General features: G+C 41.1%; 14 protein-coding genes. 6 read left to right on the top strand and 8 right to left on the bottom strand.

The window, feature by feature from the left end; all coding sequences use genetic code 11:
- Positions 1-78 precede the first annotated feature (78 nt).
- The 3 genes from ACK4HU_RS09140 to ACK4HU_RS09130 form a co-directional block, all read right to left on the bottom strand.
- Positions 79-1083: a 4-hydroxyproline epimerase gene (locus ACK4HU_RS09140; protein ID WP_409805837.1), complete on the bottom strand. Its 1005-nt coding sequence runs from the start codon at positions 1081-1083 to the stop codon at positions 79-81.
- Positions 1084-1215: 132 nt separating this feature from the next.
- Positions 1216-2661 (bottom strand): aldehyde dehydrogenase (NADP(+)), encoded by a 1446-nt coding sequence (locus tag ACK4HU_RS09135; protein ID WP_409805834.1) that lies wholly within the window; start codon positions 2659-2661, stop codon positions 1216-1218.
- 97 nt (positions 2662-2758) lie between these two features.
- On the bottom strand, positions 2759-3649 hold the full coding sequence (locus tag ACK4HU_RS09130; RefSeq protein WP_409805833.1) for a dihydrodipicolinate synthase family protein: 891 nt from the start codon (positions 3647-3649) through the stop codon (positions 2759-2761).
- Positions 3650-3825: 176 nt separating this feature from the next.
- On the opposite strand from ACK4HU_RS09130, the gene ACK4HU_RS09125 reads away from it, so the two are divergent.
- From ACK4HU_RS09125 to ACK4HU_RS09105, 5 genes are all read left to right on the top strand, one after another.
- Positions 3826-4704 (top strand): AraC family transcriptional regulator, encoded by an 879-nt coding sequence (locus tag ACK4HU_RS09125; protein ID WP_409805830.1) that lies wholly within the window; start codon positions 3826-3828, stop codon positions 4702-4704.
- Positions 4705-4903: 199 nt separating this feature from the next.
- Positions 4904-5452 (top strand): hypothetical protein, encoded by a 549-nt coding sequence (locus ACK4HU_RS09120; protein ID WP_409805827.1) that lies wholly within the window; start codon positions 4904-4906, stop codon positions 5450-5452.
- A gap of 243 nt (positions 5453-5695) precedes the next feature.
- Complete coding sequence (locus ACK4HU_RS09115) at positions 5696-5920, top strand: hypothetical protein (RefSeq protein ID WP_409805825.1); 225 nt, start codon at positions 5696-5698, stop codon at positions 5918-5920.
- A gap of 305 nt (positions 5921-6225) precedes the next feature.
- Positions 6226-6726 carry a hypothetical protein gene (locus tag ACK4HU_RS09110; protein ID WP_409805821.1) on the top strand — a complete coding sequence of 167 codons (501 nt, stop codon included), beginning with the start codon at positions 6226-6228 and terminating at the stop codon, positions 6724-6726.
- 3 nt (positions 6727-6729) lie between these two features.
- Positions 6730-7245 (top strand): hypothetical protein, encoded by a 516-nt coding sequence (locus ACK4HU_RS09105; RefSeq protein WP_409805819.1) that lies wholly within the window; start codon positions 6730-6732, stop codon positions 7243-7245.
- Between the two features lie 57 nt (positions 7246-7302).
- Here the strand turns inward: ACK4HU_RS09105 and ACK4HU_RS09100 are convergent, their stop codons facing one another.
- The 5 genes from ACK4HU_RS09100 to ACK4HU_RS09080 form a co-directional block, all read right to left on the bottom strand.
- On the bottom strand, positions 7303-8877 hold the full coding sequence (locus ACK4HU_RS09100; protein ID WP_409805817.1) for a M1 family metallopeptidase: 1575 nt from the start codon (positions 8875-8877) through the stop codon (positions 7303-7305).
- 19 nt (positions 8878-8896) lie between these two features.
- Positions 8897-9379, bottom strand: coding sequence for a GNAT family N-acetyltransferase (locus tag ACK4HU_RS09095; protein ID WP_409805815.1), 483 nt, complete (start codon positions 9377-9379; stop codon positions 8897-8899).
- Between the two features lie 47 nt (positions 9380-9426).
- On the bottom strand, positions 9427-9864 hold the full coding sequence (locus ACK4HU_RS09090; RefSeq protein WP_409805813.1) for a UPF0158 family protein: 438 nt from the start codon (positions 9862-9864) through the stop codon (positions 9427-9429).
- 90 nt (positions 9865-9954) lie between these two features.
- Positions 9955-10602, bottom strand: coding sequence for an alpha/beta hydrolase (locus ACK4HU_RS09085; RefSeq protein ID WP_409805810.1), 648 nt, complete (start codon positions 10600-10602; stop codon positions 9955-9957).
- A 3-nt stretch (positions 10603-10605) separates the two neighbouring features.
- Positions 10606-11085, bottom strand: a complete 480-nt coding sequence (locus ACK4HU_RS09080; protein ID WP_409805807.1) for a cytidine deaminase — start codon at positions 11083-11085, stop codon at positions 10606-10608.
- 118 nt (positions 11086-11203) lie between these two features.
- Here ACK4HU_RS09080 and ACK4HU_RS09075 point away from each other — a divergent pair, with 118 nt between their 5' ends.
- Positions 11204-12535, top strand: a complete 1332-nt coding sequence (locus ACK4HU_RS09075; protein WP_409805804.1) for a saccharopine dehydrogenase C-terminal domain-containing protein — start codon at positions 11204-11206, stop codon at positions 12533-12535.
- Positions 12536-12617: the final 82 nt, after the last annotated feature.

Below are 12617 nucleotides of genomic sequence, written 5' to 3'. Positions count from 1 at the left end.
ATCAAGTAGTTAGTATCAAGACTCAAGACAATGGGTCGCCGAAAGTCTTGATACTTATGTCTTATATCTAGCGTCTTTTTATATCACTTGAAATCCATGGACATACGGGTCGTCGTCATCCAAGATGATGGTATTGTATCCATATACTTTTGCCCAGCCTTCGATACTTGGAATAATGGCTGGTTTGCCGTCGATTTCTGTTACTGCCTCGATCCGTCCAATGAATTTGGAGCCAATAAAGCTTTCGTGGATAAACTCATCTCCCTGTTTTAAACAGCCTTTTGCATACCACTGTGCCATTCTTGCCGAGGTGCCGGTTCCGCAAGGAGAGCGATCAATGGCCTTATCTCCATAGAAGACTGCATTTCTTGCAGTACTCGTGGGATCTAATGGTTTTCCAGTCCAAAGCACATGCGAAAGCCCTCGAATTTGATCATGCTCAGGATGAACAAATTCGTATCGCTCGTTCATTTTTTGTCGGAGATTTCGAGCCATAGAGATTAGCTGTTCCGCTCTGTAATGCTCAAGTCCTTTGAAATTTTCCTGTGGATCAACGATGCAATAAAAGTTGCCGCCATAGGCTACATCAACTGTCAGTTTACCGAGTTCTTCAGTTTCGATTTCCAGATTTTCGGCAGCCAAAAAGCTTTTCACATTAGTCAACTTTACAGATTTGACTTTTTTACCTTCTTGCTTGTATTCGACTAAGACCAAGCCTGCAGGCGCCTCCATTCTGAGGAAACCGGGAGTTTTAGGATGGATCAGACCTTCCTCGATGGCAATAGTAATCGTACCGATTGTGCCATGACCACACATCGGCAAGCAACCTGAAGTCTCGATGAATAATACCGCAAAATCATTTTCTGGATCATGGGGTGGAAAAAGCATCGAGCCCGACATCATATCATGACCGCGAGGTTCAAACATTAAACCTGTCCTGATCCAATCTAGATTATCAAGAAAATATTGGCGTTTTTCCAGCATATTATTTCCTTTCAGAAAAGGAACTCCACCGGAAACTACCCGAACAGGATTGCCGCAAGTGTGGGCGTCTATGCAGGAGAATGTGTGTCTAGAGGTCATGTAAGAATTGTAAAATTCTAAGATTGAAAGATTGGAAAATTATTATCCCACATTTCTAAAAAGTACTGCAAAATCATAATTAAGGGCAATATCTACTCAATAGCTCGTAAATCGTATTTCGTAAATCGTACTTTATTTTTCCCATTTTCCATTCACCAATCTCCAAATCCCCAATGGATTTCCATCCCGTAGTGCATCAGGAAGTAAATCTTGTGGCATGTCCTGGAAAGCTATGGGACGAACAAAGCGCTTGATAGCATGAGCTCCAACTGAGGTGCTTCTAGAGTCTGTTGTCGACGGGTAAGGACCACCGTGCTGCATGGCAAAACCTACTTCTACTCCAGTTGGAACTCCTTTGAATAGTAGTCTGCCACATTTTTCTTCCAGAAGATTGATCAGAAATAGCTGGTTTTTCAGTTCATCTGCTTCTGCCCAAATGGTAATTGTCAACTGTCCATGAAGTTTTTTGGCGATTTCTAAAAGTTCATCTTCACTTTTATAAACCACCATCATGGCAAAAGCTCCAAATACCTCTTTTTGAAAAACTGAATCACCCAACCAATCTTTCGCCTTTATTTCTGCCAACGCAGTGCTTCCATTGATCAAATGTTTTGGATCGGCAACTTTCACCCAACGAAGTTCTTCGCGAGATTGTAAATATTGGATAGAATCATAATAGGCTTGCGCAATACCAGGATGGAGCATGGGAGCTGAGGCGATGTCATTCAGCTCAGCAGCGATGGCATTTTCAAATGCTTTTGCCTGATCTTTTGGCACAAAGATCAACCCCGGATTAGTGCAAAACTGACCGACACCCAATGTCAATGAACCTACAAAAGCTTTTGCTAGGGGAATCAACTCATTTTCCAGTTTTTTGGAGAAAGTGAAAATCGGGTTTACCGAACCCATCTCCGCATAGACAGGAATTGGCTCTTCACGTTGATTTGCCAAATCAAACAATGCCTTGCCTCCAGTATGTGACCCTGTAAAGGCAACAGCTTTTGTAATTGGATGCTTGACCAAGGCTTGCCCTTCAGGTATCCCACCTTCCACATGGGTAAAAAGTGCGGAGGGTAAACCTGATTTTAATATGGCGTCGTGAATGCAGTCAGCTACCTTTTTTGAAGTTTCAGGATGAGCGGGATGTGCTTTGTAGATCACCGGACAGCCTGAAGCCAAAGCTGAAATAGTATCACCGCCCGCTGTGGAAAATGCCAAAGGAAAATTACTCGCTCCAAAAACCACCACCGGACCTAAAGGTGTCAGGTATCTCCTAATATCAGCTTTTGGAAGCGGAAGTCGATCGGGAACTGCTGGATCAATGGTAGCCTCGACCCAAGATCCTTCCTTCAATAGATTGGCAAAAAGCCGGATTTGACCCGTTGTCCGACCTAGTTCTCCGTTGATTCTGCCTTCTGGCAAGTTAGATTCCTTTGATGCTAAGGGTACGATTTCGGATCGGTTGGACTCCAGAATTTCCGCTAAGGTTTCTAAAAAGACAGCCTTTTCCTTCCCTGGTACATTTTTGTAAAAAAGAAAAGCTTCTTGAGCAGCTTCGAAAATTGAGTCGTAGGTCATAGTAATTTGAAGATTGGAAAATTGAAATATTAAAACGAAATGGGAGACCGCGACGAAAGAGACTTCGGTCTCCTGTCTTACAGCTTCTATCTTTTCCCTACAATTTCGGCCTTTTTGCCAAGCCTTCCCTAATAATTTCCTCAATTCTTTCTCTTTCCTCTCCGATCAAAGTCAATCTCGGTGCACGAACATGCTCTGAACCGATTCCGCAATGCTGCTCAGCGAGCTTGATGTATTGGACGAGTTTTGGGTGAATATCGAGCTCCAGCAAGGGTAAAAACCAACGATAAATTTCTCGGGCTTTTTCATTTTCCCCTGCTTGAATAAGGTTGAAAATAGTCACTGTTTCCTTTGGAAAAGCACATACTAAACCTGCCACCCAACCCACAGCTCCCATCAACAATTCTTCCATCGCCAAAGTATCCACTCCACAAAGTATCTTAAATCGATCACCAAATCGGTTGATCATGCGAGTTACATTAGATATATCTCGGGTTGATTCTTTTACAGCTTGGATATTTGGACATTCAGCCAATTCCGTAAACATGTCCAAAGTCACCAAAGTCTTATAATCCACTGGATTATTGTAGATCATCATAGGAAGCTTTGTCGAATTAGCAACGGTTTTGAAATAAGTGACAACTTCCCGAGCGTCAGCCCCATAGCGCATTGGAGGCAGGATCATCAATCCAGAAGCACCAAGTTCCTCAGCTTTTTTCGCCCAGAAAAGTGCGTCTTGTGTAGCACCTTCAGCAATATTGAGTATGACAGGAACTTTGCCTTTGATGTATTTGACAGTTTCAGCAGTGAGTGTGATCTTTTCTTCTTGAGATAAAACCGAGCTTTCCCCTAAGGTCCCTCCGAGAATAATACCATGAACTCCGCTCTCCAGCTGGAAGTCCAAGTTTTTGAAAAATAAGTCCATGTCCAGACTTCCGTCTGTGTGAAATTTAGTCGTGACCGCTGGGAATACGCCTTTCCAATTCATAGTTTATTTGATTTTTAGAACGCTATATAGGTTGCTGTTTATTCTTCAAATTATTGAATAAAGGTATGTAGGTTCAGCATCGGAATCTTTCACAGGATTAATCCTTTCCAATACTATATTGATCAATTTGGGATAAATGAACTTTGATTTATCTCAATTTGATACCATTTTTAACAATGGCTAAAGTTATTTCTTTCAAGGTCCCTAAGTCCCCAAAGGAATTTATTCGATTTCAGGAAGATCGTGCAGGTTACTTTTATGACAGACTGCATCAGCACCCACTTCTGCAATTGACCGTGATATTAGAAGGGAAAGGTCAATTTCTTAGTGGCGATTATGTGGGCAGGTTTCAGGCAGGAGATGTGTTCTTCTTGGGTGAGAATGCACCGCATGTATTTCGGAGTGATCCTGAATTTTTCGATTCCTCTACAACTCTTTGGTCAATTGGACATACGATTTTCTTTGATTTTGAAGCTTTGGGAAAAGCCATCGAAGAGGTAGATGAATTCCAGTCCCTTAAAAAATTTCGTGATTTTGAAGGGCTATGTTTTCAACTTATAGGTAATTCTACAGACTTGGTAAAAGCTACTGTAGCCCAATTTGCCCAAAGTGAAGGACTGGAAAGACTCCAAGTTGCCATTCACCTCTTGTCCATTTTGAATCAGGTTGAATCGGAACTCATCCAACTTAATGGCTCAATTGTAATGCACGGTCTCACTGAGAAGGACGGCAGCCGGATGAATCGAGTGATGCAATTTTTACTGGATAACCGCCTCCAAAAAGTCACATTGGATGAGGCAGCATCGACAGCCAACTTATCTAAAGAAGCATTTTGCAGATATTTCAAACTTAGGACGCGGAAGACCTTTTCCCAATATGTCAATCAACTTCGGATCAATGAAGCACAGAAATTACTCCAGGAAACTGATATGGGAATTTCTGAAATAGCATTTCATGTGGGCTATGAAAACCTATCCTACTTCAACCGAATTTTCAAAAGTATAGTAGGAATTCCCCCAGGAAAATTTAGAAAAATAACAATTCTTTATGTATGAAAATATAAAATTAGGCCCCTTTATGGGGAATATTTTACCTTTTTGACCTATCTAATTCTTATTTCAGTTTCCTTATGCTAAGTCATAGCAGTTCAAAATTGTTGTACCCAATCAAAGAGAAGGCGTTCTTCACAACTTTTCATCCCCTTTTGAGATATGGGCACTGGCTTTGGTTATGAATAATGAAATAAATTAAATCATGAAAAAATTTTACATTACCGCTTTAGCCTTAGTACTAAGCGTATCAGCTTTCGCTCAAACTCAACGCAGCTTGGAAGACATCAACCAATCTAATTCTTGGTTGAAAATTGGTGCCTTGATTGGTGCTCCTACAGGAGCAGTAGCAGATTATTCTACGTTCGTTGCAGGATTGGATCTCTCCGCTCAGTTTTTGAGAACAAATAGCTTCGGCGTTGGTATCGCCACGGGATACTCCAAGTATTTCAAAAAAACAGAGGCACAATCTTTTCAAGGAATGAATGATGGCTTTGGTGCAATTCCATTAGGTCTTTTGTTAAGATTTTATCCTGCTCAGGAGGGTCTTTTTGTAGGAACTGATCTTGGATATACATTCATCTCTGGAGTCACTTCACAAAATAAAGGTGGAGCCTATATCCGTCCTATGTTAGGATATCACAATTACGATTGGAATGTATTTGCTTACTACAATCACATTTTCAGACCTGAAACGACTATCGATGTTCAGAGTATTGGTCTTGGAATCACTCGAAACCTTAGGTTTAATTAATACCTATTTAGAAATAAAATCGACCATCATCAGAGCTACACCCTTTGGGATGACTAACTATAATGCAAGATTCTCCCGATCCGCCGCGGCGGACCGGGACTGGTTACCTGCCGACAGTCAGGTCTGACAACTCAAAACAAATTATAAACACATGAAATCGAGCATGACGAAAACGTCACACACAGGGATGATTATCCACCATGCGAAGATTCCATATGGCCGATAAAATCAAATTATAAACACATGAAAAGAAATTCAATCTCAGCATTTCTAGCTGTAGTTCTGTTCTTCGGACTTTCAGTGGTCCATAAGGCAGTTGGTCAAGACAAAGGTCTTGATATCGACATCAACCTAGGTCGGAATGATGCATGGTACCAACAAACTTGGCTGCTAGTAGCAGCCGGGGCTGCAGTATTTATCCTTATACTGGTCGCGATTCTGAAGAATAACGGCAAAAAAATAGGTTAAAAATAAGGGCCAGATCTAGCGATCTGGCTTTTTACTTTTAAACTGTTTCCTACTGAAATCTTAGATTCAAGTTCGCCTGCACAGCAGTGAACTTCTTTTTCACCTAATCTTATATGTAATCGAGCATGACCCAAAGCGACACACAGAGGAATGATTATCTGTCATGCGAAGATTCCACCTGCCTGCCGGCAGGCAGGTGTGGCCTTTGAAAATCAAATTATAAACACATGAAATTTTGGAATTGATCTTTGAAATTTGATCTTTGAAAACATAGTTTTCATTTGTGTCATATTTACTCGATTCCCATGAAGATACTTATTATCATAATTTTGATTGCTCATTCATTCCAAGCATTCGCTCAGCAATCACTTCCTATCACTATTAAGGAAAACTTTTTCAACAATTACACTTATTCCATGAACAAGGAGAAAATCAGATGGAATCAAGTAAAAAGTTCTTTGGAGGAATATCCGGAGACTATGAAGAAATTCCTTGTTGGCCGCCAAAATATTACTATCGGGAGTGGCATGAGAGTAGCTACTGCCATCTTACTGACCTCTGGACTGGTTTATTTCATTGCAGACGATTATTCAATAAGATCTAGAAATTACTTTCTAGGTGCAAGTACAGCAGGAACGGTTTTAGGTATAATTGGACCGGGGATAAAAGAGGAAGGTAAGCGGAATATTTCTGATGCGATTCAAGAATACAATTATCAAATTCTAAGGAATCCTGGAATACCGATTAATCAGAAATCTTTGGAAGCTAGGAATCCGTATTCAGTGAAGTGGATCTTTAATTTTTGAATTATGCGAAAAATCACACTCTTTTTAGTAGTAATTCTACTTAGTCTTCCCGCATTGAATGCGCAGGAGAATCCATTTTTGAGAGTTGAAATGAAGCGAAATATTTTAGGTCAAAAAATCGAAGTACTGGATGGACCAAAATCTTTGAGAAAGGAAGAAGTTACTATGCTGTTGTCGACCGATCCTGATGCATTATTCCTTTATGAAAAAGCCCGACGTAAACAAAACATTACTACCATGCTGAGTGCCCTTGAAGTTGGGCTTTTCATTGGCTCAGCCTATTTTATCTTTGCACCACAGCCGCAGTCTTCGAAAATCAGTAATTTATTTTGGCCAATAAGTATTGGTTCAATTGTGGCTTCCATAGCTTCTGGAGCATTTAGAAGAGAAGCTGGAAATCTAACAAGAGAAGCTATAGATGTTTACAATTTTGGCAATCAGGCTGGTGCCCCGGTTTATTTTCAAGAAAACAACAGAATTGATCAGACAATTTTTAGTTTTAGAATACCGATTCGTTAGAGGATATTTGAAAAAATGGCTTCTACCCTGTTTGGGACAATGTCTTAATTTAAATCCTCAACGAACCATCATAATCCAACCATTAGGATCCACTACCGGAGGTGTAGTGCTAATTACCTCAATAGCTTTTGAACCGAGATTTAGTCGTTGAATTCCATCAGAAGTCATGACTTCCACTGGCATTTGGAAATCAATATCCTGCAGCGAAATCGCAAATCCTGTTTTCCCCCGCTTACTCACTTTTAGCTTGGGAAGATCTGTGGAATAGAGGTAAAGCTTAAAAAATCCCTGCAGATCCTTACCGGAATAGGCTTGGACAAAGTCGGTAAAAGCCTTGGTGTTCACTCGGTTTTGATAAGTGAATCGCTCATCGGAAGCAAAGGCTAGGATCATGGGAAAAAAGACTTCATCGCCCAATACTCCACGCAGGGAATGGATTACCATAGCTCCTTTTGTATAAATTTCGGGATGATAGGCTTGTTCTTCGGTAGAGTTAATTGGACTAACTATTGGTCGAGCATGAGGGATATTTTTTGATTCAGATTTCACTTTTGCAAAATATGCCTCAGGTCCACCATGCTCCAAATAAAAAAGCCAATCCCCATAAGCCGTCAAACCTTCATGAATCCACATATCTGCCCAATCCCCCACTGAGATCTTATTGCCAAACCATTCATGACCCAATTCATGGTGCAGCAGCCAATCATAGTTGACTTTACCCATTTTTATGAATTGGAAATTATTTCCATAAGCATTGATCGTCTGGTGCTCCATACCCAAATACGGAGTCTCCACTACAGCGATTTTATCCCCAGGAAATGGAAATGCCCCGAAGTACTTTTCTTGGGTCTCCGTGCTGATTTTCAATACTTCCAGTAATGCTTTGGCCTTATTTCGATTTTCCTGAAGAACCCAGACATGCATAGGAACGATCTCTCCTGATGAGGATTTGAAATCCATTTTTTCTTCATGAAAAATCCCGAGAGTGAAGTTGATGTTGTAGACATTGATAGGATAGGAAGTAGACCATTCGTAGGTCACTTTGTCACCCTTTTCAATGGTTCGAATCAGCCGACCATTGGAAGCTATAAAGTAAGGCGCAGGCACGGTAATGATCACATCGACACCTTCGCTGGGTTCACTGGAAGGATGATCCAAAGCAGGCATAAATATTTGTGAACCTTCACCCTGGGAGGATAAGCCCATCCAGTGATTTCCCAATTGATCTTTTTCCCAAGTAAAACCTCCCGTCCATGGCGGATTCTGTGCGATTGGAGTTTTCCCTCCATAAAAAACTTGCACCTGATCACAGGTACAGTCAATTGGAATTATATCCAGAATATCATTTTGATGAAAGAAACTTACCTCTTTTCCATCCATGATTACCATTTCCACCACATACTCATTGATCAGGTTGAGTCTGATCGTATCCAGTTTTTCTTCGGCAGAAAAAGTAATTGTATTTGAACCCTTTAAGGATTCATTTTCAGGGAAAAGCTCCAATTTCAAGCGATAGTGTCTAATCTCAAACTTTTGCTGAAGTGGATCAATTGGCCCTCCCCAATCCCAGTTTTGGGAAAAGGCAAAATGGTTGACCGAAACTAAAAAAAGTATCAATGCGAATTTTTTCATCAAAGGGAAGGCTATTGCCTTAGATTAAGCGGAACAGGATTTCTTTCAATGGGACTCCATAATCTTCGGAGTACTTCTCGGAAACTTTGCAGAAGCCAATGTTTTCATACAAATGAACAGCCGAATCCAATCCTGTGGTGGTATAAAGATATGCTCCCGAATAACCCTTTTCGTGATAAAAATCCATCCATTCTCTGATCAATTTTCGGCCTAGGCCCATACCACGGTAATTTTTCTCCAAAAGGAAATAGCGAAGCTGTGCTTGATTATCAGGTCTGTGCATTAGAAGCAGGAACCCAACCATTCTTCCCTGATCTTCCAATACCCATACTTTATCCTTTATTGGATCATATTGTTTGTAAAACTCAAGCAGGCTTTCCATCACGTAAGCTTCAAAACCCAGCCCAAACCCATGCTCTTCATGATAGATTTTACCATGAAGGGCGGCGATTTGACCCAAATCTCCGGACAAAAGCTCATTTCTAATGATGATATCTGACATACTATATAAAAAAAGAAAAGCCGCTCTGGATTAGGCAGCTTATAGGATTAATCTTCTGTATAGTTAAAGGAATCAATTTGCTCCTTGACCCAGTCTTCATATTTCCCTTTACGATAATCGGTCCACTCTGCCTTGTATTTGGAACCGTCAATCAGGAATTTGAAACCCGTCGATGCTTTAGGCTTGCTTAGCGCATTGACCAGGTCTTCCGCTAGGTTTCGTTCTTTTACCTTTCGGTCAATGAAATCCTGCATCATTTGATGCTCCTGGGCCGGTTCCATTTTGGTGAATTCAGCAAAATTATCAGGATTTTCATCGATTTCATCCAGGACATCTTCTTCAGCTTCTGTTAAATCGTAGTTGAAATAATCTTCGTCGTCTGGCATTTGGTGAACCTTCTTCTTGTCGATTTGATAGAAGCAGATCATTCCTTTAAGTAACTGGGTAGCAATTTGGTCTACCTCTTTTTCATTCAGCGAAAGCATGTATGGGGTTCAAGATTTTTACAAAAATAATGAAAGTTGAATTTCAACAATTTGTTTGAATGTTAGCAATCTCAAGGCCAAAAAATAGGCTTATTTTTTGAGATTGATGATTTTTTCCAAAACTTCGGTATCCAGCTCATGTCCACCATCGAAGGATATCCTTTTCACTGATATACCAAGACTTAAAATCAGGGCCTCCTGTTTTTGAATGCTTTCAGGATTGATCAGGTCATCTTTTTCTCCCAACACCAAAATTAGCTCCGTTTCTGCAAACGCTTCATCTGCGGCTTCCAAATTCAAATCAAGTGCAAATCCTCCCGACCAAAGGACCAACGTATCAATTTTCCCATCCCAAACACTCGCCCAGCGTGTTGCGGTTGCAGCACCTTGGGAAAATCCCAGAACTCTGATCACTGGCTTTTCTTGATATTTTTCAAAAAAAGAATCGATTAGCTTATTCAGTAGCCTATGGTTATTTTCAATGGCAGTCTCTCGTTCATGCTTGGTCATCCAGTTGGCACCCACTCTACCTTGAAATCCCTCCAGATAATTATAATTGGTGCCTTCCGGAGCAATAAACAACCTTTCTGGGGAAAAAAATTTCTTGAATTTTCGGACGAAAAACTCTGCTAATTGACCGTAGCCATGCACCACTAACCAGATTTCCTTTTCCTGAAAAGTGGGAACCTGTGAAAGAAAATAATGGGATTCATACTCGAATCGGATGGAGTGCTTCACTTCCTAACTATTGAGATCGTCAAATTTAATGGGCAAAAGCGCCGAGATTCCTTTGATCCGAAGCACATTACCATTGGCGCAGAGGATCAACATGGTAATCGGCTTTTGGTAGCGATTTTCAGTTTCATTGATGGCTTGACGACACATGCCGCAGGGAGAAACTCCAGCCCAAGTCTCCTCTCCTGCCCGCTGAGCAACAATTGCGAGCATCACTGGGGCAGAATTTGGAAAATTTGCCCCTGCGTAACCCAAGAGAATTCGCTCGGCGCAGGTCCCGACAGGATAGCTGACATTTTCCTGATTGGATGATTGGAGCACTTCGCCGTTTTCCAGCAAAACAGCGGCTCCCACATTGAAGTGGGAATAAGGTGCATAAGCCAACTTTGAAATCGCCTGAGCTCGGGACAGTAACGCTTGCTCAATATGGTCCAATTCAGTTGGACTTAATTCCTCCATAGTGGAATTCAGTTCTATTTTTTTCAATCTAAAAACAGTTTAGGAAAAACCTTACGATCAAAGTAAGGAATAGTTCCCTAATTCCTGATAATTGCTCTTTTTCAAGTGAAAAATATTCTCAATTTAGCTCAATAAAATCTCGTGTATGCAAACGATAGTAATCCTGGGTGCAGGCAAGTCTTCCACTTATTTGATTGATTTTTTGGCGGATAGCTGTACTGAAAATGAACGAAATCTGATATTAGCTGATCTTGACTTGGAAGCAGCGAAAGCAAAGCTTAAAAATCGAGCAGGCACACAAGCTGAGGAATTGGATTCTCAAGATGTGGAAAAGAGGAAAAAACTGATTTCAAGAGCTGACGTGGTGATTTCGATGCTACCGGCATTTATGCATCCCTTGATTGCAATGGATTGCCTTGAGCTAGGAAAGCATTTTTTTACTGCATCCTATGAATCTGATGATCTACGAAAGTTGAAGTCTGAGATTGAATCAAAGGGACTTCTTTTCTTAAATGAATGTGGCCTGGATCCCGGAATCGATCACATGTCAGCAATGAAAATCATCCAGGAGGCCAAGGAGAAAGGTGAGGAGGTTTTGTCCTTCAAATCTTTCGCCGGAGGACTTTTAGCTCCTGAGAGTGAAGACAATCCTTGGAAATACAAGTTCACCTGGAATCCCAGAAATGTGGTATTGGCAGGTCAGGGAACTTCTCGCTACATCGAAAAAGGAGATCTGAAATATGTGCCTTATCATCAATTATTCAAGCGCATGGAGACGATCAGTTTTCCGGGATTGGGGGATTTTGACGGGTACCCAAACAGGGATTCGCTGAGCTATCGCCAAGTGTATGGACTTTCAACTATTCCAACCATGCTTAGGGGAACTTTGCGTCGGGCTGGCTTTTGCAAGGCTTGGGATGTATTTGTTCAACTTGGAATGACAGACGACTCTTTCCAAATGGAAATGCCGGAAAACACTACCCTCAGACAGTTTTTGAATGCTTTTCTTCCTTTCCAAGCTGAATTGAGCGTAGAGGAAAAGTTGGCTGATGTCATTCCGGATATGGATTTCCCGACTTTTGAAAAGATCCAATGGCTTGGCTTTTTTGAGAATAGACTTTTGCCTAAAACTAAAGGATCGCCTGCCCATCTTTTGCAGGCAATTTTGGAAAAGGACTGGCAACTCCAACCTGCCGATCGAGATATGATCGTGATGCAGCACTTGTTTGAAATTCAAACTGAGAACGGGGTGAAAAAAGTGAATTCAAGTTTAGTGAGTTTTGGCCAGGATTCCGTCTATACCGCCATGGCAAAAACGGTAGGCTTACCGCTTGCGATTGCCGTTGATCTTTTTTTGAAGGGAAAAATCAAACTAACTGGACTTCATGTCCCTGTTTTGCCAGAAATCTATGAGCCAATTTTGGCAGAGTTGGAAGAGGTGGGAATTCATTTTGAAGAAAAAATTCAAACTGGATAAAATTTTAATCTGTATATCCGCTTCTTTGCCAGTAAATCAAAATGGCCTCGACTTCGCTCGGCCTCCGGATTCTGGTTGTTTA

This window comes from Algoriphagus sp. (genome assembly GCF_046296635.1).
Classification (GTDB): domain Bacteria; phylum Bacteroidota; class Bacteroidia; order Cytophagales; family Cyclobacteriaceae; genus Algoriphagus.
The sequence above is the reverse complement of the archived record's forward strand: the minus strand, read 5'-3'. Positions and strand labels throughout refer to the sequence as shown.

Coding starts and splice junctions, on each gene's coding strand:
- ACK4HU_RS09140 (WP_409805837.1), bottom strand. CDS start 1,083: ATGACCTCTAGACACACATTCTCCTGCATAGACGCCCACACTTGCGGC.
- ACK4HU_RS09135 (WP_409805834.1), bottom strand. CDS start 2,661: ATGACCTACGACTCAATTTTCGAAGCTGCTCAAGAAGCTTTTCTTTTT.
- ACK4HU_RS09130 (WP_409805833.1), bottom strand. CDS start 3,649: ATGAATTGGAAAGGCGTATTCCCAGCGGTCACGACTAAATTTCACACA.
- ACK4HU_RS09125 (WP_409805830.1), top strand. CDS start 3,826: ATGGCTAAAGTTATTTCTTTCAAGGTCCCTAAGTCCCCAAAGGAATTT.
- ACK4HU_RS09120 (WP_409805827.1), top strand. CDS start 4,904: ATGAAAAAATTTTACATTACCGCTTTAGCCTTAGTACTAAGCGTATCA.
- ACK4HU_RS09115 (WP_409805825.1), top strand. CDS start 5,696: ATGAAAAGAAATTCAATCTCAGCATTTCTAGCTGTAGTTCTGTTCTTC.
- ACK4HU_RS09110 (WP_409805821.1), top strand. CDS start 6,226: ATGAAGATACTTATTATCATAATTTTGATTGCTCATTCATTCCAAGCA.
- ACK4HU_RS09105 (WP_409805819.1), top strand. CDS start 6,730: ATGCGAAAAATCACACTCTTTTTAGTAGTAATTCTACTTAGTCTTCCC.
- ACK4HU_RS09100 (WP_409805817.1), bottom strand. CDS start 8,877: ATGAAAAAATTCGCATTGATACTTTTTTTAGTTTCGGTCAACCATTTT.
- ACK4HU_RS09095 (WP_409805815.1), bottom strand. CDS start 9,379: ATGTCAGATATCATCATTAGAAATGAGCTTTTGTCCGGAGATTTGGGT.
- ACK4HU_RS09090 (WP_409805813.1), bottom strand. CDS start 9,864: ATGCTTTCGCTGAATGAAAAAGAGGTAGACCAAATTGCTACCCAGTTA.
- ACK4HU_RS09075 (WP_409805804.1), top strand. CDS start 11,204: ATGCAAACGATAGTAATCCTGGGTGCAGGCAAGTCTTCCACTTATTTG.